Here is a 23,414-nt window from a genome sequence, read left to right as displayed (position 1 = left end):
GGCGGCGGGCGGGGCGGGGTCCGGGGGGGTGGGCGGCCGGGGCGGGGCGGGGGCGCCGCCCTCGCGCGCCCGGGCGGGGCCGGCGCCCCGGGGGGGCGCGGGCCGCGGCGGCCGGACTCCTGCTCGCGGGCGGTGCGACCCTGGTGGCCGCTCGGGACTCCGATCCCGCGCCGGTACGGATCGCCGCAGCGGACGGGGCGCGGACCGCGGCTTCCGGCGGGACCGCGGCTTCCAGCGGAACCCCGTCCACCGCTCCGCCGTCGTCTCCCACGGCCAAGGACCGACTGTCGCCGCCGGTCCGGCTGGTCATCCCGCGGATCGGCGTGGACGCGCCGGTGCGCGGGGTCGGCCTCAACCCGGACGGAACCGTGGAGGTGCCCTCGATGGACCGTCCGGAGCAGGTCGGCTGGTACCGGGGCGGCCCCGCACCCGGCCAGGTCGGGCCGGCCGTACTGCTCGGGCACTACGACACCCGCAAGGGCCCGGCGGTCTTCCACAAGCTGCCCGGCCTGCACCCGGGCGACCGGATCGAGATCGGCCGCGAGGACGGCAGCGTGCTCGCCTACCGGGTGCGCGAGCTCCGGCAGTTCGCCAAGGACGCCTTCCCGACCGAGCTGGTGTACGGCGACACCGCGGGCCCGCAGCTCCGGCTGATCACCTGCGGCGGCACGCTCGCGGGCAACGGCCACTACACCGACAACATCATCGTGTTCGCCGACCCGCTGCCCTGAGCTCCGCCCACCCCACCGGCCGCCCGCCCCACCCCGCGCCCCGGGGTCGGCGGGCGGCCGACCCGCGTGGTGCAGACTGACCCTTTCACCGCCCGCTCCCGAAAGGCACCGTTCGACGTGAGGACCTGGCCACTCCGCGCCGCCCTGCTCAGGTGCGTCATACTCGGCCTGCTGACCGTCGTGGCGGCCACCGGCTGCCAGGCGTCCGGCGGCCTCGACGACGCCGGGGCGACCCGGCCGATCAAGGCCCACCCGAGTCCGCAGCAGCTGTGGCCGGCCGCCGCCGAGGTCAGTACCCCGGCCTCGCCCCAGGCGTCGACGGACCAGCAGCCGCCCGTCCCGCTGCCGGGCCTCGCGGTCGGCGCGCTCACCGAACTCGACGCCCGCGCCGTCCTCGCCAAGGACCCGGACCTCGGTGCGGGCGAGCAGGCGGCGCTGGCCGGCGGGTGCACCGGCTGCGCGGTCCGGCCCGCCCAGTACCGGGACCTCAACGGGGACGGCAGCCCCGAACTCCTGACCGCCGTGGTCACCGGGACGGGCTCCGGGACGGGCGTGGGCGGCGGGCGCGCCGTGCTGCACGTCTACACCCTGCACGGCCGGGAGGTGCTGCCGGTGCTCTCCCTGACGGCGCTTCCGGGCTTCACCGCCGAGACCGTCGGTGCGGACCTGGTCGTCCACGAGCCCACCGGCCCGCTCGCCGAGACCAGCAGCACCTACCGCTGGAACACCGTCCGGATGGCCTTCGTCGACCGGCGGATCAAGGCCACCGGCCCGGCCGCGGACGCCCCCGGCTGCCTGCCGGACGCCACTCCGGTGCCGTCCGCCGTACCGTCCGCCGTGCCGTCCCGGTCGCCCGCGCAGCGGCTGGATCCGACGGTGGCTCCGACCCCGGCCGCGCCGGCCAGCAGGAGCGCACCGAACGGCGCCGCACCGACCGCCCGGCCCACCCCGACGAGGTAGAGATGACGACCACTCCCGTGCCCGGCGCCCCGCGCATCCTGCTGGTCGAGGACGACGAGGTGATTCGCGAGGCCACCCAACTCGCCCTGGAACGCTACGGTTTCCCGGTCGAGACGGCGGCGGACGGCCTGGAGGGCCTGGAGCGCTTCCGCGCGGCCCCGCCGGACCTGCTGCTGCTCGACGTCATGCTCCCGCTGCTCGACGGCGTCGGCCTGTGCCGGCGGATCCGCGAGGAGAGCCAGTTGCCGATCCTGATGATGTCGGCCCGCACCGAACCGATCGACGTGATCTCCGGACTGGAGGCGGGCGCCGACGACTACGTCGTCAAGCCGTTCGAGACCGCCGTCCTGGTCGCCCGGATCCGCACCGTCCTGCGGCGCACCGGAATCGGCCCGGCCGCCACCGCCACCGCACCCGCCACCGCACCCGCCTCCTCCGCCTCGGCCCCGGACCCCGGGCCGGCGCACCATGCGGTGCGGGTGATCGACGACCTGGAAGTGGACACCGACGCGATGGAGGTCAAGGTGGCTGGGCGTCCCGTCCCGCTCACCCCGACCGAACTCCGGCTGCTGCTCGAATTCACCGCATCTCCAGGCATAGTGATGGAACGTCAGACACTGCTGGAACGGGTCTGGGACTACTCCTGGGGCGCCGACAGCCGCGTGGTGGACGTGCACGTCCAGCGGCTCCGGGCGAAGATCGGCGCCACCCGGATCGAGACCGTGCGGGGCTTCGGCTACAAGCTGCGGCGGACGACATGACGCTCCGCCGGCAGATCGCCGCCGTGATCGCCCTGGTCTCCTGCCTGGTCGCGCTCGCCGTCGGGATCCTGGTCCACCAGGCCTCCGTGCGCCAGCACACCGACCAGGCCCGCAAGTCCGCCATGGCCGCCCTCGACGCCGTCCTCACCGGCTACGACGCCACCGGCGAGCTGGGGGCGGGCTGGCACGCCGCCGCGGACGACCCCGCGCTGCCCGCCGAACTGCGCCGCCTGGGCGAGCGCGGCCGCCAGGGCTCCATGCTCGGCCCCGGCCCGCGCGGCACCGCGATGTGGGCCGCCGCCGGGGCCGACGGCCGGGTGCTGTCCGTACGGATCGACTACGCCGACGACGAACGGGCCGTCGCCGACCTGGACCGCGCGGTCGCGATCGGCGCCGCCCTGTCGGTGGCCGTCACCGTGCTGGCCGGCGTCCTGGCCGCCGACCGGATCAGCAGCCGGCTGCGGACCGCCGCCCGCACCGCCCGCACCATCGCCCGGGGCGACCTGGACGCCCGGATCGGACCGCTCGGCCGGGCCCGCGACGAGGTGGCCGAACTGGCCGCCGCCGTCGACTCGATGTCCGCCGCGCTGCGCAGCAAGCTCGCCGGCGAGCAGCGCTTCACCGCCGACGTGGCGCACGAGCTGCGCACCCCGCTGACCGGCCTGCTGACCGCGTCCGAACTCCTTCCGCCCGGGCGGCCGACCGAGCTGGTACGCGACCGGGTGCGCGCCCTGCGGGACCTGACGGAGGACCTGCTGGAGGTGTCCCGGCTGGACGCCCGGGCCGAGGCCCCCGAACTCGCCGACCTGCCGCTCGGACCGCTGCTGACCCGGATCACGACCGCCGCCGACGCGGAGGCCGAACTGCGGATCCACTCCGACGCGGTGGTCACCACCGACCCGCGCCGCCTCGACCGGGTGGTCGCCAACCTGGTCGCCAACGCCCAGCGGCACGGCCGCCCCCCGCTCCTGATTGCGGCCGAGGGCGCCACCGTCACCATCCGCGACCACGGCCCCGGCTTTCCCGAGGACGTGCTGCGCGAGGGCCCGCAGCGCTTCCGGACCGGCGCCCGCGAACGCGGCGGCGGCCACGGCCTCGGCCTGACCATCGCCCAGGGCCACGCCGAGGCGATCGGCGTCGACCTGCGGCTGTCCAACCACCCCGACGGGGGCGCTCTGGCCACCCTCCACCTGCCCTGCCCCGCCGCCGACCGGTCCCGGGAACGGGCGGGTGCGGCATCGCGTGGAGCCGAAGAAGGCGGACGGCACCTGTTCCGCCCGGCGGGTGGCTGAGGCCTTCAGGACAAGGCTTCACCACGGAGCCGGCTTCGGAGCCGTTGGACCGCGCGATGCTGACGGCGTTCGCCGAACAGGTCCCGAAGGACGGCGTCGTGGCCGACGTCGGGTGCGGTCCCGCGCAGGTCGCCTGCTTCCTCGCGGATCTCGGAGTCCCGGTTGCGGGCTTCGACGTATCACCCGGCATGGTCGAGGCGGCCCAGGGACGCGGCCAGGACCGGACGTGCGCGTCGGCTCGATGCTCGACCTTCCGCTGGAGGACGGCGAGCTCGCCGGCATCGCGGCGTTCTACTCCCTGATCCGTCTGCAGCCCGACGAACGGCCGTGTGCGTACGAGGAGTTCGCCTGTCAGGAGGAGCCGCCCGGCGACCGGTCGGCGCCGCCGGGAGTGATCTCCTGCGATCCGCACCTCGTCGAGCGGTGTGGTCACCGTCACATCGAACCCCGGGGTAACGCCCGGCACCCCTCGGCGCGTGTAGTACCAGCGAAACCCTGATTCGCGACGCAGCCGGGAGAACGACAGATGACCGAGGAGCTCGACTTCGACGAGTTCGCGGCGGGCCGGGCCAACCGGCTGTTCCAGGCGGCGTACCTGATGTGCGGTGACTGGCACCAGGCCCAGGACCTCGTCCAGACCACGCTGTCGAAGCTGTACCCGGTCTGGGGCCGGCTCACGCGCAAGAACGAGGTCAACGGGCTCGACGCGTACGCCCGGAAGGTTCTCCTGCGCACCTACCTCGACCACCGGCGGCTGCGCCGCTCCAGCGAGATAGCGGTCCCGGAGATCGCCGACCGCCCGGTGCCCGGCACCGAGGAGAGCCGCCGCCTGGAGACGCGGATCGCCCTGCTGGACGCGTTGGGCCAACTCTCCCCGCGCAGCCGGGCGGTGGTGGTGATGCGCTACCTCGACGACTGCAGCGTGGAGACGGTCGCCGAGGCGGTCGGCATCAGCCAGGCCTCCGTCAAGACCATCAGCTTCCGCGGGCTGGCCAAGCTCCGCGAGATCCTCGGCCCGGAGCGGACGCTCCTCCTCCAGGACTGACTCCGCCCACCGATCCGATGAGGGAACCTCAGATGAACCACGACTTCGACCTCGGCAGCCTGATGGCGGAGAGCGTCCAGGACGTCACCGCGCCGGTGCCCGCCATCGTCCTCGAGAGCAACCGGTTGGGCCGCCGCCGGCAGTTCCACCGCCGCCTGCGGATCGGTGCGACCGCCGCCACGGTCGCCGTGCTGGCCTTCGGCGGGGCGGCGCTCGGCACGCCGTACTTCCGAGACGGTTCGGCCCCCGTGGCCTCGGCGGCCGCCTCGCCGTCAGGTCCGGTCGGGACCTCTCCGTCAGGCCCGCTCGGGACGGAGCTCCCCACCGCGCAGCTGACACCCGAGGCGATGCTGAAGATCCTCGCCGACAGCCTGCCCGCCGGTACGAAGCTCCAGCGGTTCGAACGCACGAGCAGGGAGGTCGACGCCGACCACGTGGTCGGAGTCAAGGTCCAGTACGACGACGGGCGGGGCACCGCGACCCTGACGGTGGTCCTGGACCGCGCCGGTGAGCAGCCGGGGGGCTGCACGCGTCCCTCGGTGCAGTACCAGACGTGCGTGGACCAGACCCTGGCGGACGGCAGTGTCGAGAGCTTCTCGTCGGCGTGGAGGACGCCCCCGGCCGTCGAAACCGTCTCGGTCCGCCGTCCCGGCGGGGACCGCCTGGTGGTCTCGAACATGAACGGGGTGATCCCGGAGGTCGGCACAGCCCGGGACCGGGACGCGCCGGCGCTGGACGAGTGGCTCCTGAAGGCGATCGCCGAGAGCCCGGCCTGGCAGTTCAAGGTCGCGCAGACCGTGGTCGACGCCGGTGCGAAGCTGGCCGAGACGGTTCCGCAGGGGATGATCATCGACGCGGAGTGAGGCCGGGCCGCCTGTCGAACCGGGGCGCCGTACTGGAGAAAGGTACAGATCCGGTGGTGGCGAGCGGCAATCGGGCGAGAGCTATTGACCAACCCGGTCCACCTTTCTACATTCTGTGGAAACCGGATCGCGGAAGCAAAGTTCCGCATCCCGGATGCACTCATGGGTTGGACCTGTTCGCCGCGGGTTCGGCAGGTGGGCGACGGCACCGCCGTCCGCCAGGGTCGTCCCAACGTCGCCGCGTCCCGTTCCGGCTGCCGTTCCCGGGCCCGAAGCCGCCTTGGATGTGGGAGGGAACGACCCATGCGACGTCAGACCGCGCTCCTGGAGCCCGGAGCAGCACCACACCCCGTCGACGAGATGCTCCCACCCGGCCGGATGGCGACCGTCGCGCTCCAGCACGTGGCCAGCATGTACGCGGGGGTCGCCGCGCCGCCGCTGATCATCGGCGCCGCTGCCGGCCTGAGCCCGGCCCAGCTCACCACCCTGCTGGCCGCCAGTCTTTTCATCGCCGGTGTCGCCACCCTGCTGCAGACGCTCGGATTCTGGAAGGTCGGCTCACGGCTGCCGTTCGTCAACGGCGTCTCGTTCGCCACCGTCTCGCCGATCCTGGCGGTCGTGGCCGCGAAGCGGGACGCCGCGCTGCCGCTGATCTTCGGCTCGACGATCGTGGCCGGGCTGTTCTGCTTCCTGCTCGCACCGGTCTTCTGCCGGCTCGTCAGATTCTTCCCACCGGTGGTCAGCGGGACGGTGATCACGCTGATCGGAATCTCCCTGCTGCCGGTGGCCGGGAACTGGGCACAGGGCGGCAACTCCCACGCGCCGGGCTACGGCTCCCTCGCCAACCTGGGCCTGGCGGGCCTGACCCTGCTCGCGGTGCTGCTCTTCAACCGCTTCCTGCGCGGGTTCCTGCAGCGGATCTCCATCCTGCTCGGGATGCTGGTGGGCACCCTGGTGGCGCTGCTGCTCGGCAAGGTGGACACCGGGGTGCTCGCCGACATGCCGCTCTTCGAGCTGCCGCACCCGTTCGCCTTCGGCGCGCCGCAGTTCGAGGCCGCGGCAATCGTCTCGATGCTGGTGGTGATGGTGGTCTCGATGACCGAGTCCACCGCGGACATGATCGCGCTCGGTGAGGTGGTGGAACGCCCCGCCGACGACCGGACGATCGCCGGCGGCCTGCGGGCGGACGGACTGGCGACGGCGTTCGGCGGCGTGTTCAACGGCTTCATCTGCTCGGCCTTCGCCCAGAACATCGGGCTGGTGGCCCTGACCCGGATCCGCAGCCGCTTCGTGGTGGCCCTCGCCGGTGTCTTCCTCATCGTGATGGGCCTGGTGCCGGTGGTCGGCGGGCTGGTGTCGCTGGTCCCGCAGCCGGTGCTCGGCGGCGCGGGCGTGGTGCTCTTCGGCTCGGTTGCAGTGGCCGGCATCCGCACCCTCGGCAAGGCGGACCTCAGCGCCGGCTCGAACGCGATCATCGTGGCGGTCAGCCTCGCCTTCGGCATCTTCCCGATCGCCTTCCCCCACTTCTACCAGGCCTTCCCGGAGCAGATCGCCACCGTGCTGGAGTCCGGGATCTCGGTGGGCTGCCTGCTGGCGGTCACCCTGAACCTGCTCTTCAACCACCTGGGCCGCGGCCGCGAGGTGCCGCCCGCGTACGTGCCGGAGGAACAGGTCGAGGCCCTCGGCCGGGTCGCCGACCCCGCCTGACCTCCGCGCGCCGGGCGGGTCGGTGTCCCGGCCCGCCCGTGCTTCGGTGCTCATCGAGAGCTGTCAGGGCCCGGACCGGTCCGTCACGTCGTCGTGCTCGGCGGCGGCGCTGTCGAGCTCGCGCTCCAGGGCACGGGCCCGGGCGCGGCCCTCGGAACCGGCGTCGATGATGTCGAGGAACACCTGGTCGAAGACCGGACAGGCCTCGCGGATCTGGCGTTTGATCCGGACGCACACCTCCTCGACCTCCTCGCTGTCCAGGCCCTCCCGCAGATCCACCCGGGCCGCCAGCAACGCCGAATCGGTGCCGAGCCGCATGGTGAGCAGCGCGGTCACCGTGTCGATCTCCCGCTGCCCGGCCAGCAGCCGGTGGGCGTCACGCTGCAGCCGCGGGTCGACCGCCTGCCCGACGAGCAGGCTCTGCGCCTCGTGGCCCAGACGGACGGCGATGCCGATCAGGAGCAGGCCGATGGCGACCGCCGCCGCCCCCTCCCACACCGAGCTGCCGGTGAGCTGGTGGGCGGCGACGCCGGCGGCGGCCACCAGGACACCGAGCACGGCGGTGGAGTCCTCGGCGAGCACGGTCCGGGCCGTCGGATCGCTGGAACGCCAGAATGGACGAGACCCTCCTCCCCGTGCCTCGCCGCGCAGTTGCACGACCACCCGGACGAGTGAGCCGCCGTCGGCGATCAGCGCCACGAGCAGCACGACGTAGACCGGGAGGAAGCTCTCCGGCCGCGTCGGTGGGGACAGCCACGTGTGGACGCCCTGGTAGAAGGAGAAACAGCCGCCGGTCACGAAGATGCCGACCGCGGCGAGCAGCGACCAGAAGAACCGCTCCTTCCCGTACCCGAACGGGTGGTGGGCGTCGGCCCGGCGGCGGCTGCGGCTCAGCGATGCGAGCAGGAACAGCTGGTTGATGCTGTCGGCGACCGAGTGGGCGGACTCGGCGAGGAGCGCCGGCGACGGCGCCAGTACTCCGGCGACGGCCTTGGCGACGGCGATCACCAGGTCGGCGACCAGCGCCACCAGCACGGTCAGCCGGGTCGCCCGGTCGGCCGGGGTGCGCCTGCCCGCCGCGTGGGCTGCGGGCCTCGGATCGCGGTCCATGGTGGTCGGTCGGCCGGCGGAGTACGGCTGCTCCGCGGGCCCGGTCAGTGATTCCGCGCTTCCACGGGTGGGCTCTCCGTGTTCGTGCACATCACTCCTCCAGGTGGAGCACCGGCGGTCAAGGCGCGTCTGCCCCGACGGGCCGGAACCAACCCCCGGTCGCCCTCCTCGCCGTCGGTCGTGCGGCGCCGTACGGGGAACCCCAGCCGCTGGGCGGCCGGGGTTCCGGGGTGGGTCAGCGCTGGAGGGTGAGGACGCCGGGGCGCCAGGGGAGCTGGTCGTAGGGGCCGGTGGCGGTGGGGGACTTGCCCTGGTAGAGGAGCTGGAGGTTGCAGGGGTCGATGGTCATGGTCTGGTCGGGGTTGGTGCGGACCAGGTCGCCGTGGCTGATGTCGTTGGTCCAGCCGGCGCCGCTGTTGGCCTTGCCGGCGAAGGGGTTGCTCTCGGTGGCGGCCTGCGGGGTCCAGGTGCCGCCGAGGCTGCCGGCGGTGAAGGAGCGGAAGTAGCGCTGCTCGGTGGCGCCGCGCGCTTCGACGATCATGAGGTACTGGTTCTGGCCCTTGACCTTGTAGACCTGGGGTGCCTCGAACAGGTTGGCCGCGGTGTCGGTCATGACCGTGGTGTAGGAGGAGCCGAAGCTGCCGGGGAAGTTCCCGATCGGCATGCTGGCCCGGTAGATGCTGCCGTTGTCACCGGCGAAGAACAGGTACATGTTCTGGCCGTCGGCGATCAGGGTCTGGTCGATCGGGCCGGTGCCGGAGCCCGGGATGCTGCCGGTGAACAGCGGCTGCGGCGCGGACCAGCCGTTGGGGTTGGTCGGGTCGCTGGAGGTGCGGTAGATGAACGGCCAGGCGCCCCACTGGTAGGCCAGCACCCAGATGTTCTTGGGCGCGAAGTAGAACAGCGTGGGTGCCACCGCGGACTGGCTCATCCCGCTCTGCCCGGCCGACGCCATGTCCGACCAGTTGGTGAACGGGCTGAACATCATAGAGCCGTACGAGGACCCCGACACGTTCGAGGCGTAGACCAGGTGCTTGCCATTGTACACCACATTGGTGAAGTCCTTCACCGCCGCCCAACCGTTCGCCGGCTGGGCCAGCGCACCGGTCGAGGACCATCGGTAGGTCGAGGGCAGGGCACACGTGTCACCGGTCGGAGTGGGTGTGGGCGTCGATGTCCCGGACAGGCCGGTCCACTTCTGGTTGCTGCCGCCGTTGCACGTCCAGATCTGGACCGCCGTGCCGTTGGCCGTACCGGCGCCCGAGACGTCCAGGCAGAGCCCGGACTCCACGCCGACCACCGTGCCGTCGGCGTTCACCCGCCACTGCTGGTTCGCGGCGCCGCTGCAGGACCAGATCTGCAGCCGGGTGCCGGCCGTGGTGGCGTGGCCCGGGACGTCCAGGCACTTGTTGCCGTAGACGGTCAGCTGGTTGCCGGACGTCGACGTCCACAGCTGGTTGGTGCCGCCCGAGCAGTCGTAGATCTGCAGGGCCGCCCCGTCGGCCTGGCCGGCGTTCTGTACATCGAGACACCGGCCGGAACCGGCACCGCGCAGGGCGCCGGTGGTAGCGGCCTGCGCCGGGTTGGCGCCGAGCATCGCTGCCAGTGCCGCCACGGCCGCGACCGCGGCGGTGAGCAGGACGGACAGCCGCTTGCGGCTGGAAACTCGTCCGCGCATGGGACCTCCTTCGTCAACGGGTGGTGCTGTCATGGGATGGGTTGTCGCCTGCCGCGGCTCGGCTCAGCGGAAGTTCCAGTGCTGGTTGGCGCCACCCCAGGAGTCCCAGATCTGGACGGAGGTGCCGTTGGCGGACTGGCTGCCCGGGGTCTCCAGGGCTCGGCCGCTGGCGACGTTGGTGAGCGTGTACGAGCCGTCGCTGTTCTGGGTGGCCTTCCAGTGCTGGTTGGCGCCGCCGTTGGCGTCCCAGACCTGCATGCGCGTGCCGTTGCCCGTCTGGCCGCCGGGTTCGTCCAGGACGCGGCCGCTGGCGATGTTGGTGAGGGTGTAGGAGTCGTCGCTGTTCCTGGTGGCGCGCCACTGCTGGTTGGTGGCGCCGCTCGCGTCCCAGACCTGGAGTGGGGTGCCGTTGCCGTTCTGGCCGGTGGGCTGGTCGAGGACGCGTCCGGCGGCCACGTCGGTGAGGGTGTAGACGGTGCCGGAGACGATGCCCCCGCCCGGCGTGCCACCGCCGCCGCTGTTGTTGAGGGCGGCGAGTGCGGCGTTGTAGGCGGGTTTCCTGTTGCCGTTGTTGTCGAACAGCAGGGGGTTCTCGCCGGTGCGCCAGGAGTCGCTGTCGCGGATGCCCCACACCGTGATGCCGGTGCAGCGGGCGACGTCGAGGCAGGCCTGGACGGCGCCGGTGTAGGCGGTGGTGGAGGCCTGGGCGATGTCGAGTTCGGTGAGCTGGACGTCCACGCCCAGCGCGGCGAAGTTGGACAGGGTGGTGCGGAAGCTCGCCGGGGGACCGCCGACGGCGAAGTGGCTCTGGAAGCCGACGCAGTCGATGGGAACGCCGCGGGACTTGAAGTCCTTGACCATGGTGTAGACGCCCTGGGTCTTGGCGTCGGACCAGTTCTCGATGTTGTAGTCGTTGTAGCAGAGCTTGGCGGCAGGATCGGCGGTACGGGCGGTGCGGAAGGCCTCCTCGATGAAGCCGTTGCCCAGCACGTTCTGGAACACTGAGCTGCGGTGCTGGCCGCTGCCGCCGTCGGCGAAGGCCTCGTTGACCACGTCCCAGGCGTAGATCCGGCCCTTGTAGTGGGCCATCTCCTGGGTGATGTGGTTGTTCATCACACTGCGCAGGGTGGCGGCGTCGTTGATGCCGCTCACCCATCCGGGCAGTTGGGAGTGCCAGACCAGGGTGTGGCCGCGCATCTTCTGCCCGTGCGCGGTGGCGTGGCTGACGATCGAGTCGGCGGTGGCGAAGGTGAACGTCCCGCGGGAGGGTTCGATCGCGTCCCACTTCATCTCGTTCTCCGGGGTGATCACGGTGAACTCCCGGTCGAGGACGGTGGCGTACGTCGAGTCCCCGAGCCTTCCCGCGGCCACTGCCGTACCGAAGTAGCGGCCACTGCCAGCCGCCGCCGCGCCCAGGGTGGTGGCTCCGGCGGCCTGGGCCGCAGGGCTCGCGGTGAGGGCGGTGGCCGAGCCGACGACCATGCACGCGGCCGCCGTGAGGAGCTTGCGGAGACGGGGTTTCCTGGTGAGCCGTGCCATGACGGATCGTTCTCCTTGGGGTGGGGGATGCCTGAACACGGCGCCCGAGGCACTCTGTTAGCGCTAACAATTTTGGGCGGACGCGACCCGGGCGCCGTGGTGGACCGGTGGAGGGGTCAGCTCGCGCTGCAGGAGGCCGTCGGCCAGGTCGTGCTGCCGTTCTTCATCACGGTCATGCCCCAGCTGTTGCCCGCGCCGTTGGGGGTGGCGACGAGGGTCTGGGCGTCGGGGTAGGTCGCGTTGACGTTCCAGGTCGAGCTGATCTTCTCCGGGGAAGGGACCTTCACGGTCACCTTCCAGGCGCTCGATCCGGTGACCGCGACGTTCAGGTTGTAGCGGTCGCTCCACGAGGCCCCGGCGGAGAGCGTCGCGGAGCAGCTGCCCCCTCCGCCGTTGCCGCCGCCGGAGCCCAGCGTGATGGTGGAGCTGCCGCTGCTCCGGTAGCCCTCGGTGGCCATGATCTCGTAGTTCATGGTGCCGAGGTTCATGCCCGCCCTGGCCCACGCGTCGAAGTGGTTGGCGACGGTGACGGTTCCACCGGTCCGCCTGCTCTGGCGGACGCTCCAGTACTGGTCGAAGGTCTTGACGCCCTCGATGGAGGGGGCGTTGTAGCGCGTGGTCCGGTAGATGTCGTACGTGCCGCCGTCGCTGGTCACGGTGCCTTTGTACGTGCCGGTCGGTCGGTAGGAGCCGTAGTTCTCGACGACGTAGTACTCGACGAGCGGGTTGGTGCTCCAGCCGTAGAGCGCCAGGTAGGCGTTGCCGTTGGTGCTCCACGTGCCCGAGTAGGTCACCGGGTTGCGTGACCCGGTCTGCCAGCCCTTGCCGGCGACGAAGTTGCCGACGTCGGTCCAGGATGTGCTGTAGCTGCCGCCGCCGTTCAGGGACATCGAGGACGCGCCGGAGCCGTCGCTCCAGAACGAGTAGAAGTATCCGCCGTCGCTGCCGGTCTGGTTGGTGCTGACGGTCGCGGCCTCGGCGGTGCCGGGCAGGACCAGGACGGCCGCGAGGGCCGGTGCGAGGACGCGCAGACTGCGGGCGGTTCGCCGGCCGCGGCCGGCCTTGCGGCTCCAGGGGTGGGGGGAGTTCATGCGGGTGATCCGTCCTGCCGATGGGTGGGGTGGTGAGACGGGGTGCGTCCGACGCGGCCGCTGGTCGCGAGGGGAGCGGCCGGTCCGGTCGGCGTCGCTGCGGCCGGACACGGAGGTGACGTTTCCTCAACACCTCGGCGCCCGAAGCCGGTTGGCGAATTGCCGACGGCGACAGTGTTGGGCTGTGGTTGGTGGCATGTCAACACTTTCGACCGGAGCTCCGACAGATTCGATGAGTTTCGGGTCGGCCGCCTCCAGGGAAACTGCAGGCAGAAGGCTTTTCTTGCGAGGGGTTGGGCGCAAGGGCCGACCGTATTCTCTGGCTTGGTTCAGGAAGAGTCGAAACGTGCGACAGGTGGCCGTCGAAAGTTTCGGAGGCGCTGCCGGACTCCAGGGCCGCCGGGTTTCGACGGCCCGGTCAGACGAAGCGCCAGAGGTGGTCGGTGGTGCCGCTGTCGTCCCACAGGACGACCTGGGCGCCCTGGGCGGTGGAGGCGGCGGAGACGCCGAGGACACGGCCGCTGACGGCGGACTGGATGCGGAACGTGTCACCGCCGCCGTGCCGCAGGCGCCAGCGGTGGTCGGCGGCGCCGTTGTCGGCCCACTGGACGACCCGGGAGCCGTTGGCCGTGCCGCCGCCCTCCACGGCGAGGACCTTGCCGCTGTTGGAGTTCCTGAGTCGCAGATGGCCTTCGGTGTCCACCACCGCGGTCCACAGGTGGTCCGCGGTGCCGTTGTCGCCCCACTGGATCACCGGGGCGCCGTCGGCGGTCGACATGGTCTGCACGCCGAGAAGCAGCCCGCTGCCCACGTTCCGGATGCGCCAGGTGCCGGTCGGGACGAACCACCACCGGCTGGCGGGCGAGCCGCTGTCCGGGGCCTGCACGGCGAAGGCGCCCGGGGCGGTGGAGGCGCCGGCGATGCCGAGGAGCTTGCCGCTGTTGGCATTGCGCAGGCCGTGCGAGCCGTCGGCGGTCCCGACGACGGTCCACCGGTGGTCGGCGGTGCCGTTGTCGCCCCACTGGATCACCGGGGCGCCGTCGGCGGTGGACATGTTCCGCACGCCCAGGACCTTGCCGCTGTTGGCGTTGCGCAGGCGCAGCGCGGTGCCGTCCACCACCAGTCCCCAGTCGTGGTCGGCGGTGCCGCTGTCGCCCCACTGGAGGGCGGGCCCGCCGTCCGCGGTGGACATGTCCTGGATGCCGAGCACGAGTCCGCTGCCGGCGTTGACCAGGCGGAATCCGCCGCTCCTGGTGTTCCAGTAGACGGTGTAGTTGAAGCCCTGCGCGTCGTGGAACGGGCCGAGGCTCACGGGCGAGCCGTCGGCGGTCGCGGTGAAGACGAGGCCCGTGCTGCCGGTCCGGGTGATCGACGCCGGGTCGAGGACCGGGAGCGCGGAGACGGCGGTGCCGCCGTAGTTGCCGCACAGCACGACCGGGCCGTACGTGACCGCGGCGACGTCCGGATCGTCGTTGGCGGCCCGTAGCGCGATGCGCATGGGCAGCTTGACGGTCACCGTGTCGCCGGAGGCCCAGGCGCGGGTGAGGGTGGCGTAGCTGCCGGGTGCCGTGGCGATGCTCTGCACCGTGCCGTTGACGCTGACGGTGGCGCCGGACGTCCAGGAGGGGATGCGGATGCGCATCGACCAGGTGTCGCCGGCGCTGCCGGTGACCGTGAGCGTGGTGGTGTCCTCCGCCGGGTACGCGGTGGTCTGGGTGATCGTCAGGCCGCGCTCGGCCCAGGTGAGGACCGTGGGTACGAAGAGGTTGACGGTCAGGGTGGTGCCGTCGCGGAAGTAGACGGAGTCCGCCAGCTTGGTGTTGGACTCCATTCCGGTGCCCTGGCAGCACCAGAACGTGTCGTAGTCGGTGCTCCAGGTGCCGCCGCCCCAGGCCGGTCCCACGCCCCGGCGGCCGCCGGGCCTGAGCGGGGTGAAGTAGGTGATGTGCCCGTGCGGGTCGGCCGGGTTCTGTGCGCCGACGACGTGGTTGAGCAGGGTGCGCTCGTAGAAGTCGAAGTAGGCGGCCTGGGTGGGGTCCAACTGCCATAGCTCACGGGTGAGTTCGAGCATGTTGTACGAGTTGCAGAGCTCGCAGTTGTCGTTGGTCAGCTGGGAGGCGATCGCGTCGGGGGCGCGGAAGTGCTCGGCCTGGCTGTTCCCGCCGATGGCGTAGCTGTGTCTGCCGGTGCAGATCGTCCACGCCTGGGTGGCGATGTCGTGGTAGCGCGCCGTCCCGGTGGCCCGGTACTCGCGGACGGCGCCGATCCACTTGGGCACCTGGGTGTTGGCGTGCAGGCCGTCCAGCCGGTCCTGGCCCGCGGCCAGCGGGTCGAACACGGCCGCGTGGTCGAAACGTTGGGCGACGGTCAGCCAGCGGGCGTCCCCGGTCTGCAGGTGGAGGTCGGCCAGGACCGCGTTCATGCCGCCGAACTCGGTGCCCAGGAGCGCCTGCATCTGGCTCCGGGTGAGGCGGCCGGTGCGCTGGTCGACCCAGCCGGCCAGGGCCAGCAGGACGTCCCGGGCCTGGGCGCTGCCCAGCAGTCGCCACACGTCGAGCAGTCCGGCCATGGTCTTGTGGACGCAGTAGTAGGGGACGTTGCCGTTCGTCAGCGAGCCGGCCTCGAGCTGGGTGAAGTCGCCCTCCGGAAAGCCCGAGAGGTAGCCGGCGGAGAATCCCGGGACGGCGTTGTTGGCCTGGCACTTGGCGAGCTCGGCCACCATGCGGGCGGCCTTGTCGCGGCAGGCGGTGTCGCCCGTCGCCGCGTAGGCCTGGGCCCAGGCGCTGAGGAAGTGGCCCTGCACGTGGGTGCGGAACGGGAACGCGGGGGCGTCCCAACCGCCGTTCGCTGCCGCGGCGTTGGTGGACAGCCGGTGGTTCGCGCGGAAGTTGTGGAGCAGCCGGTCGACGTCGACGAAGCGCAGGTACGCCAGGGTGCGGTCCTGGTTGTCGCGTAACCGGCCGGCGGAGAGCCGGACCTGGCCGAGGTCGAACGGCTGGGCCGAGGTGCCGACGGCCTCGGTGGCCTCGGTGGCCTCGGTGGCCTCGGCGGCGGCCGGTGCGAGGCCGAGGCCGACGGCCGGTGCGAGGCCGAGGCCGACGGCCGGTGCGAGGGCCAGTGCGCCGGTGGCCGGTGCGAGGGCCAGTGCGCCGGTGGCCTTGAGCAGGCTGCGGCGGTTCAGGGGAGCGGACGACATCGCGGGATCTGTTCCTTCCGGGTGGGGAGGAGGCCGGCGGATGGACTGTTAGCGCTAACAAAATGCTGCACGGAGGGCGGCGGGCCGGATGGTGGCGGCGAGCGGTGGGGGTGGCGTCGAAGGCGGTCTGCCGCGCTCTCGACGTTGCCACGGTTATATCCCGGCGCCTCGGTCGCGTCCAGGGGTGCGACGGAACGGGCGCCCCGCTCGCCGCCCTAATCTGTGAGCGTTAACAAAAAGTCCGTCAGCCAAGCTTCCACTGCTGGTTCCGGCCGCCGCTGCAGGTCCACAGCTGGACGGGCGTGCCGTCGGCGGTGGCCAGACCGGCCACGTCCAGGCAGAGCCCCGACTGCACGCCGGTGACGGTGCCGTTCGGGTTCAGCAGCCACTGCTGGTTGGCCTGGCCGTTGCAGGCCCAGACGATCGCCTTGGTGCCGTTGGCGGTGCCGTGCGCGTTGGCGTCCAGGCACAGCGTGCTACCGCCCACGGTCACGGTCAGCTGGTTCGACGACGTCCGGGTCCAGGTCTGGCTCGCACCGCCGTTGCAGGCGCGGATCTGCTGCTGCGAACCCGGCGCGGTGTCGGAACCGGTCAGGCACTTGCCCGCGTCCACCGCGCGCAGCGGGCCGGTCGTACCACCGCCGGAGGGCACGGCGTCCAGGCCCATGAAGTGGATGGCGGTGGCGGCCATCGTGGAACCCTTGACCGGCAGTTCGTGCCCGAGACCGGCGAGGCTGTACGCCTCGACCTGGGTGGCGCCGGCGCTGTTGTTGTACCGGGTACGGGTCCAGCCGGACGCCGGGGTGTCCGTGGCCGACGGGGTCCGGCTCACGCCGAGGACGTCGGTCCACTGCTTGATCTCTTCACCGAGGTTGTTGTGGCTCAGGACGGTGTCGGTGGTCCCGTGCCACACCTGCACGCGCGGACGCGGACCGGTGTAGCCGGGGTACGCCGTGCTGCGCACCAGGCCGCCCCACTGCTGCGGGGTCGCGCTGACCTGGCCCTGGGCGCAGGCCGAGTTCCAGCCGCGTACGGTGCCGGTGCGGAAGCAGTGGTAGGGCACTCCCATGAACGCCGCGCCCGCCTTGAACACGTCGGGGTAGTCGGCGAGCATGACGTTCGTCATCATCGCGCCCGAGGACTGCCCGGTGACGTACACCGCGTCGGGGTTGCCGCCGTAGTGCTGCTCCGCATAGGTGACCATCGACATCAGCCCGACCGGGTCACTGCCGCCGTTGCGGGTCAACGCCTGGTCGGAGGAGACGTCCCAGCAGCTACCGCTCGGGTTCGTCGAGGGGTAGATGACGAGGAACCCGTACCGGTCCGCCAGCGACGCGAAGTCCTGGCTCGAGTACAGGTAGGGCCCTGAGCCCTGGCACCCGTGCAGGGCCAGCAGGATCGGGGGGTCGGCCCTGACGCTGCCCGGCACGTACAGGTGCATGGCCAGGCCGGTCGGGTTGGTGCCGAAGTCCGTGATCTGGGTCAACGAGGCGGCGTCGGCCCGAGGGGCGGCCTGCAGACCCAGGCCCAGCGTGAGGCCGACGGCGGCGGCCGCGCCCACGAGGCGGGACCGCAGGGAGCGGGATCGGAACATGGATGACCTCTCCGTCCAGGAGTGCTGTGAGCGTGAAGTGTGTTCCGGCGCGCCGCGCACCCATGCTCGGGTCGGGCACACGCCGCGTCAACGAGCCCGCCGTGGCCGGTACCGGTCAGCCACCTGCCGCACGGCGCGGCCAACCGGGCCGGCCCGGGCACAATTCCCTGGGAGCTTGCCGTCGCGCCGCTGACCGACCAGGCCGTCGCCGGGACCACCGTCGGCGGCTGCCTCCGCGCTCGACGGAGGGAGCGGGCCCGCTACTTCCTGCAGACAACCGCCCTGTCCGTCCCCGCCATCGCGGCGCCGGTCGGAATTCCCGACCTCCAGGCGTTCAACAAGGCATGCCGCCGCGACCTCGGAGCCTCCCCACGCGGCATCTGCACCGGCCTGAACAGCCAAGTCGTGAATCAGGCAACACAGCTGCCGTGGACCTCGCGGTCGTACGGCCACCGGCATCCGTTCCCGAGCGGGTGACTGCGGCGGCAGCCGCGGGGTTCCGACCCGCGGGAACCGGAGCGGCGGAGTCGGAACCGGATCCCGTCACGGTGCCGGGTCGGGCCAGAGCAGGAGTACGGGGCAGGGGGCGTGGTCGACCACGTAGCGGGTGGCCGGGCCGAGGCTGTGCGGTCCGCGGTGGGTGCGGGAGCCGTCGCGGGCGAGCACGAGCAGGTCGGCGCCGTCCGCGGCGGCGACCACCTCCCGTTCGGGTCGGCCGTGCGCCACCCGGACCGTGCAGGGCCGGCCCAGGCGTTCGGCGGCGGCCCGCAGCAGGTCCTCGCCGGTGGCGGACGCGAGCTCCTCCATCCGGTCGCCGGGGTCGCTGCCCCAGCCGGCACCCGGGTGGTGGGGGGCGGGGTGGTGGGGGGCGGGGTGGCCGCGGCCGAGCAGGCCGGCGAACGCCCCGTGCGCCGCGCCCGCGACCTCCGCGCCCGCGACGTACAGCAGGACGACCTCCGCGCCCGCCGGGACACGGGTGCGGGCCGCGTCGACACAGGTCGGCCAGGTGCCCTCGGTGATCCACACGACGACTGTCACGGCGTCACACTCCGAATGCGTGAAGTGATCCCCAGAGTGCCACCACCGCCAGGACCAGGGAAGCAGGCACGGTCAGCAGACCGAGCCGGGTGAACTCCCCGAGGTTGACCTCGCTGTCGTGCGCGTGGACGATGCGCCGCCACAGCAGGGTGGCGAGCGAGCCCGCGTACGTGAGGTTGGGGCCGATGTTGACGCCGAGCAGCACGGCCAGGACCGCCCCGGGTCCGGCCGGCGCGGTGAGGGGGAGCAGCACGAGGGTGGCGGGCAGGTTGTTGATGACGTTCGCGAGGACGGCGGCCAGTGCGGCGATGCCGAGCAGCGCCGCCAGGCCGTGGCCGGTCGGCACCAGGTCGCCGAGCGCGTCCGCGAGGCCGTTGTCGACGACCGCCCGGACGACCACGCCGAGTGCCAGGACGAACGCCAGGAACGGCACGCTGGTCGAGCGCAGGACGGCCCGGGGGGTGGTGCGGCGCCGGGCCAGCGCCCGGGTGCCGAGCACCAGCGCGCCGGCCAGCGCGGCCCAGGCCGGGTCGATCCCGACGACCGAGGTGAGGACGAAGCCCGCCAGGGTGCCCGCGATCGTCAGCAGCGCGAACAGCGGCATCTCCGGTTCCGCCGCGGCACTCTCCGCGGTGGCGCCCGCGTCCAGGTCGGCGGCGAAGAAGCGCCGGAAGACCGCGTACTCGACGCCGATCGCCACCACCCAGGGCAAGGCCATCAGTGCCGCGAAGCGGGTGAAGCTCAGCCCGCTGGCCGCCAAGGCCAGGAGGTTGGTCAGGTTCGAGACCGGCAGCAGCAGGGACGCGGTGTTGGAGAGGTGGGTGCAGGCGTAGACGTGCGGCTTCGGACGGGCCCCGAGGCGTGCCGCCGTGGCGAACACCACCGGGGTCAGCAGCACCACGGTGGCGTCCAGGCTCAGCACCGCCGTGATCACCGAGGCGGCGGCGAACACCTGCACCAGCAGCCGCCCGGGCCGGCCCGCCGAGGTCCGGGCCATCCACGCCCCGCAGGCGTGGAACAGGCCCTCGTCGTCACAGAGTTGGGCGAGGACCAGGACGGCCGCCAGGAAACCGATCACCGGGCCGAGCCGCGCCACCTCCTCGGCGGCGTGGTCGAGGGAGATCGCGCCGGTGCCGATCACCAGCCCCGCTGCCGGTACCGCGACCACCGCCTCCGGCCAGCCGAACGGGCGCACCACCGCGCAGACCAGCACCACCACCAGCAGGCCGACGGACAGCGCCTCGGCGAACGACGTACTCAGGGCCCGATCCCTTCTCGACGTGCAACGATCAGTCCCACATCGAACCAGACCCCACGGTGCGGGACGGAATCGACGGCCGCTCTGCTGCTGCTCGCCCGCCCCCGCTCCCTCGTCATGCCGTGTGAGGCGGCCGGGGTCGGCGGGTGTGGCGGAGTCACGTGTGGTCGGCCGGAAACGCCGCGGTGATGCCGCCGGCGGAGCCCGGGGTGAGCGCTGTGCCGCCGGTGGCGGAGCTCGGCCGTCCGGCCCCGGTGCTCCGTGCTCCGCTGCGGTCGAACATGGGCAGTGCCTCTCGTGATCGGTGGTGACGATGTCGGGTGGGGGTGGACGGTTCGGTCGGAGGATCCGAGGGGGCCGCTCGGTGGTCGCTCGGTGCGCGCGATTCGTGCCGCGGGGAGACCCGTCCGTGGGGGCAGACTGGGTCTGTGGCTGCAGGACGGATCGTCGCTCGTGTCGGGACACTGGGTCGGCAGGTGGGGCAGGGCGCCGGGAGGCTGTGGCGGTCCGGTCGGGAGCTCGAACTGCTGCACCGGGCGATGGCGTTCGCCACCCTGTTCTTCGTCACGCTGGTGCCGCTGCTGGTCGTGATCGGGGCGGCGCTGCCGGCCCGCGGCAGCGGGGTCGCGGACTGGATCACCGAGGGCCTCGGCGTGTCGGGCGGCCCGGCTGACGCCGTGAACGAGCTCTTCGCCTCCCGCAGCGCCGTCCTGAGCACCACCACGGCGCTCGGCCTGGCCGGCCTCGCGGCCTTCGGGATCTCGCTGATGGCCGCCGTTCAGAACACCTACGAGCGGATCTGGCACCTGCCGGCCGGCCCCTGGCACGCGCTCTGGCGCCAGGTGCTCGGCCTGGCGGGACTGATCGCGCTGATCCTTCTGAGCACCTGGCGCGGTCTGCCCTGGCACAGCGCCACGTCCTCGGCGGGTTCGCGCATCGTGGTGGGCGCGTGCGGCGGGCTGCTCTACTTCTGGTGGCTGCAGCACCTCCTCCTCGGATCGCGAGTCGCGTGGCTGCGCCTGCTGCCCGGCGCGGTCGCGACGGTGGCGGCCTTCGCCGGCCTGCGGTTCTTCTCCGAGCTGGTCTTCGCGCCGCTCATCGTGTCCAACGCGGTCTCGTACGGAGCCGTCGGCACCATCCTGGTGGTGCAGTCCTGGCTCATCGGCGTCGGGTACACCGTGTACGGCGGCGCGCTCGTCGGCCGGTTCGTCCGGCCGGATCGCCGGCCTGTCCGCATCGACGACGAGCAGAGCTGACGCGGTGCCGCGACGCCGTGTATTCGATTCATCCGCGCAGGTGAAGCCGGACGCTGTTCGAACAATGGCGTTCACTTGAACGTTCGAAAAGCTCTATCGTGGGGCTCGGGAGGCGGGGCCCTCGCTCCCGGATCGGCTCGTCGAGCGCGCCGCCGAACAGCGCCCGGACGCACTCGCGCCGACCGGCCGGGACACCGTCGCCGGCGCCGTACGGTTCGTCAACGCGTGCAAGCGCGCCCGGATCCGGCCGGTGTTCGGCGCCGACCTCGTCGTCCCGCTGCTGCGCACGGCCGCGGCCACCACCGGGAGACCGGACGGCCGCGGCCGCGCCCGCACCCCCGCGCGCGCGGCGGCGCGTACGCCGACGAGTCCGCCCCGCGCGTCACCCTGCCGGCCCGGGGCCGCACCGGCACGGGCGCCGTACGCCTCTGGCGCGCCAGCCCCGGAAGCGCAGGCTGAGCACGACCGCCCGGGCAGAAGAATTTTTCGCCGACATTGAACCGTTCCGGGCCGACGTCCGTGTTGGGGGTGCACGCGTCAGCACGACGCTTCCGAGACCAACACGCCTGCCAACAGGGGGAGTTCGCCATGCCCAAGACCATTCGCCACCACCGTCTGCTCGCTGTCTCCGGCCTCGCCGCCCTGCTGCTCACCGCGACCGCCTGCAGCGGCGGCGGTTCCGGCTACGGCGCGCCCGCCGCCGCCCCGGCCGCCGCCGCCCCCGCGTCCTCCGCGTCCTCCGCGTCCTCCGCGCCCGCCACCGCTGCCCCCGGCGCCGCCGAGGGCAGCAAGCTGCTCGCGGCCACCTCTGCGAGCCTCGGCCCGATCGTGACGGACGCCGCCGGCCGCACCCTGTACCGCTTCGACAAGGACACCGCCAAGCCCTCGGCGAGCACCTGCACCGACGCCTGCGCGGCGAAGTGGCCGCCGGTCCCGGCCCAGGACAAGGTGGCCGTCACCGGCGTGGACTCGGCGCTGGTCGGCACCGTCACCCGGCCCGACGGGACCAAGCAGCTGACCCTGGGCGGCTGGCCGCTGTACCGCTTCGCCGGCGACAGCGCGCCCGGCCAGACCAACGGCCAGGGCGTCGGCGGGACCTGGTTCGCCAGCGCACCCACGGGCAAGAAGGCGCAGGCCGCCCCGGCGCAGACCGCCCCGGCCCAGGGCCAGCCGACCGGCGGCACCTCGTACGGATACTGACCACCGTCGTGCGCCGCGGCTCTGACCGGCCGTCGGGACAGGGCGGACCGGTGCCGCCTTGTCCGGCCGGTGGCCGACCGGACAGACTGCTGCGGTGCACCAGGGACACCGTCACCGTCCGCCGGGGAGCGCGGGTACGGCGATCGGCGTCCTGCTCTGCCTCGTGCTCGGCCTGTCGCTGCTCGCGGTGCGCCTGTGGCCGGCTCCCGCCGCCCCGTCCGACTTCGTCGCGATCGGCGACGTGCCCGTCGACGCCGCGTCCCGGGCCGTCGGTCCGGACGCGTCCACCGGCACGTACACCGAGGACTGCGGGCACAACGAGCAGGGGCACCGCAACGCGGACAACGTGGTGATCTCGCCGGGCAACGTCGGCGGCGCCCACCACGTCCACGACTACGTCGGCAACCTCTCCACCGACGCGCTCTCCACCGACCGGAGCCTCGCCGCCGCGGGGACCAGCTGCACCGGAGGGGACCTCTCCAGCTACTACTGGCCGGTGCTGCGCCGCACCGACCGCTCCGGGGGCGACGCCGGGCACGACGAGGAACACGGCCCGCTCGGCGAGATCCTGACGCCCGAGCGGGTCACCGTCGAGTACCTCGGCAACCCGTGGAGCAAGGTGGTGCCGATGCCGCGCTTCCTGCGGCTGCTGGAGGGCGACCCGACCGCGGCCACCGACGGCGGAGCGGACGCCCGCGCCCGCTGGGGCTGCACCGGCTTCCCGGGCCGCACCACCGACCGCTACCCGCTCTGCCCGGCCGGCAGCCTGCTCACCCGCACCCTGGACTTCCCCAACTGCTGGGACGGGCGCTCCACCGACAGCCGCGACCACCGCTCGCACGTGCTCCACCCCGTGGCCTCCGGCGTCTGCCCGCACGGCACCTTCCCGATCCCGCACCTGCGGGTGACCGTCGGCTACCGGCCCCCGCCGCCCGGGGCGTTCGCCCTGGACGCCTTCCCCGAGCAGCACCACAGCCCGCGCACCGACCACGGGGTGTTCATCGGCCTGATGACGGAGGCCCGGGCGGCCGCCGTGGCGGCCTGTCTCAACGGCGCCCGAGATTGCCGGGAGAACGGTTGAACCGGACGGCCGCG

At 72.6% G+C, this 23,414-nt stretch carries 21 protein-coding genes; 13 read left to right on the top strand and 8 right to left on the bottom strand.

Annotation, left to right across the window (positions count from 1 at the left end; translation table 11 throughout):
* Positions 1 to 143 precede the first annotated feature (143 nt).
* The 9 genes from ACGFX4_RS11275 (at position 144) to ACGFX4_RS11235 (ending at position 7,359) form a co-directional block, all read left to right on the top strand.
* Entirely contained in the window at positions 144 to 731 is a 588-nt protein-coding gene (locus tag ACGFX4_RS11275; RefSeq protein ID WP_393071971.1) for a class F sortase, read from the top strand.
* 117 nt (positions 732 to 848) lie between these two features.
* On the top strand, positions 849 to 1,691 hold the full coding sequence (locus ACGFX4_RS11270; protein WP_393071969.1) for a hypothetical protein: 843 nt from the start codon (positions 849 to 851) through the stop codon (positions 1,689 to 1,691).
* A gap of 2 nt (positions 1,692 to 1,693) precedes the next feature.
* Positions 1,694 to 2,452, top strand: a complete 759-nt coding sequence (cseB, locus tag ACGFX4_RS11265) for a two-component system response regulator CseB (protein ID WP_393071967.1) — start codon at positions 1,694 to 1,696, stop codon at positions 2,450 to 2,452.
* The gene (locus ACGFX4_RS11260; protein ID WP_393071965.1) at positions 2,449 to 3,744 is read left to right on the top strand and encodes a sensor histidine kinase; all 1,296 of its coding nucleotides are present in this window, start codon (positions 2,449 to 2,451) and stop codon (positions 3,742 to 3,744) included. The genes cseB and ACGFX4_RS11260 overlap by 4 nt, the downstream gene beginning before the upstream one ends.
* A gap of 56 nt (positions 3,745 to 3,800) precedes the next feature.
* A complete protein-coding gene (locus ACGFX4_RS11255; protein WP_393071963.1) occupies positions 3,801 to 4,046 on the top strand; it encodes a class I SAM-dependent methyltransferase in 246 nt (81 codons plus the stop codon).
* On the top strand, positions 3,971 to 4,243 hold the full coding sequence (locus ACGFX4_RS11250; protein WP_393071987.1) for a hypothetical protein: 273 nt from the start codon (positions 3,971 to 3,973) through the stop codon (positions 4,241 to 4,243). The genes ACGFX4_RS11255 and ACGFX4_RS11250 overlap by 76 nt, the downstream gene beginning before the upstream one ends.
* A 27-nt stretch (positions 4,244 to 4,270) precedes the next feature.
* Complete coding sequence (locus ACGFX4_RS11245; protein WP_393071961.1) at positions 4,271 to 4,789, top strand: SigE family RNA polymerase sigma factor; 519 nt, start codon at positions 4,271 to 4,273, stop codon at positions 4,787 to 4,789.
* 32 nt (positions 4,790 to 4,821) lie between these two features.
* Entirely contained in the window at positions 4,822 to 5,652 is an 831-nt protein-coding gene (locus tag ACGFX4_RS11240) for a hypothetical protein (protein ID WP_393071959.1), read from the top strand.
* A gap of 303 nt (positions 5,653 to 5,955) precedes the next feature.
* A complete protein-coding gene (locus ACGFX4_RS11235; protein WP_393071957.1) occupies positions 5,956 to 7,359 on the top strand; it encodes a nucleobase:cation symporter-2 family protein in 1,404 nt (467 codons plus the stop codon).
* 63 nt (positions 7,360 to 7,422) lie between these two features.
* Here ACGFX4_RS11235 and ACGFX4_RS11230 read toward each other — a convergent pair whose 3' ends face one another.
* The 6 genes from ACGFX4_RS11230 to ACGFX4_RS11205 all read right to left on the bottom strand — a co-directional run bounded on the left by ACGFX4_RS11230 (position 7,423) and on the right by ACGFX4_RS11205 (position 17,567).
* Complete coding sequence (locus ACGFX4_RS11230) at positions 7,423 to 8,559, bottom strand: cation diffusion facilitator family transporter (protein WP_393071955.1); 1,137 nt, start codon at positions 8,557 to 8,559, stop codon at positions 7,423 to 7,425.
* 145 nt (positions 8,560 to 8,704) lie between these two features.
* A complete protein-coding gene (locus tag ACGFX4_RS11225; RefSeq protein ID WP_393071953.1) occupies positions 8,705 to 10,147 on the bottom strand; it encodes a non-reducing end alpha-L-arabinofuranosidase family hydrolase in 1,443 nt (480 codons plus the stop codon).
* Between the two features lie 63 nt (positions 10,148 to 10,210).
* Entirely contained in the window at positions 10,211 to 11,686 is a 1,476-nt protein-coding gene (locus ACGFX4_RS11220; RefSeq protein ID WP_393071951.1) for an endo-1,4-beta-xylanase, read from the bottom strand.
* Between the two features lie 116 nt (positions 11,687 to 11,802).
* A complete protein-coding gene (locus ACGFX4_RS11215; RefSeq protein ID WP_393071949.1) occupies positions 11,803 to 12,777 on the bottom strand; it encodes a glycoside hydrolase family 11 protein in 975 nt (324 codons plus the stop codon).
* A 418-nt stretch (positions 12,778 to 13,195) separates the two neighbouring features.
* Positions 13,196 to 15,973, bottom strand: a complete 2,778-nt coding sequence (locus ACGFX4_RS11210; RefSeq protein ID WP_393071947.1) for a beta-L-arabinofuranosidase domain-containing protein — start codon at positions 15,971 to 15,973, stop codon at positions 13,196 to 13,198.
* 244 nt (positions 15,974 to 16,217) lie between these two features.
* Positions 16,218 to 17,567, bottom strand: coding sequence for a PHB depolymerase family esterase (locus tag ACGFX4_RS11205; protein ID WP_393071945.1), 1,350 nt, complete (start codon positions 17,565 to 17,567; stop codon positions 16,218 to 16,220).
* Positions 17,568 to 17,606: 39 nt separating this feature from the next.
* Here ACGFX4_RS11205 and ACGFX4_RS11200 point away from each other — a divergent pair, with 39 nt between their 5' ends.
* The gene (locus ACGFX4_RS11200) at positions 17,607 to 18,044 is read left to right on the top strand and encodes a helix-turn-helix domain-containing protein (protein ID WP_393071943.1); all 438 of its coding nucleotides are present in this window, start codon (positions 17,607 to 17,609) and stop codon (positions 18,042 to 18,044) included.
* Between the two features lie 66 nt (positions 18,045 to 18,110).
* Here ACGFX4_RS11200 and ACGFX4_RS11195 read toward each other — a convergent pair whose 3' ends face one another.
* Both ACGFX4_RS11195 and ACGFX4_RS11190 read right to left on the bottom strand, forming a co-directional pair.
* Positions 18,111 to 18,605 (bottom strand): universal stress protein, encoded by a 495-nt coding sequence (locus ACGFX4_RS11195; RefSeq protein WP_393071941.1) that lies wholly within the window; start codon positions 18,603 to 18,605, stop codon positions 18,111 to 18,113.
* 4 nt (positions 18,606 to 18,609) lie between these two features.
* A complete protein-coding gene (locus ACGFX4_RS11190) occupies positions 18,610 to 19,866 on the bottom strand; it encodes an arsenic transporter (protein WP_393071985.1) in 1,257 nt (418 codons plus the stop codon).
* A 473-nt stretch (positions 19,867 to 20,339) separates the two neighbouring features.
* Between ACGFX4_RS11190 and ACGFX4_RS11185 the strand changes: the two genes are divergently transcribed.
* From ACGFX4_RS11185 to ACGFX4_RS11175, 3 genes are all read left to right on the top strand, one after another.
* On the top strand, positions 20,340 to 21,119 hold the full coding sequence (locus ACGFX4_RS11185) for a ribonuclease BN (protein WP_393071939.1): 780 nt from the start codon (positions 20,340 to 20,342) through the stop codon (positions 21,117 to 21,119).
* A 588-nt stretch (positions 21,120 to 21,707) separates the two neighbouring features.
* On the top strand, positions 21,708 to 22,319 hold the full coding sequence (locus ACGFX4_RS11180) for a hypothetical protein (RefSeq protein ID WP_393071936.1): 612 nt from the start codon (positions 21,708 to 21,710) through the stop codon (positions 22,317 to 22,319).
* Between the two features lie 94 nt (positions 22,320 to 22,413).
* The gene (locus ACGFX4_RS11175) at positions 22,414 to 23,400 is read left to right on the top strand and encodes a DUF1996 domain-containing protein (RefSeq protein ID WP_393071934.1); all 987 of its coding nucleotides are present in this window, start codon (positions 22,414 to 22,416) and stop codon (positions 23,398 to 23,400) included.
* The last annotated feature ends 14 nt before the right edge of the window (positions 23,401 to 23,414 follow it).

Source organism: Kitasatospora sp. NPDC048365 (assembly GCF_043200835.1).
Classification (GTDB): Bacteria; Actinomycetota; Actinomycetes; order Streptomycetales; family Streptomycetaceae; genus Kitasatospora; species Kitasatospora terrestris.
This window is presented reverse-complemented; position numbering and strand designations above follow the sequence as displayed.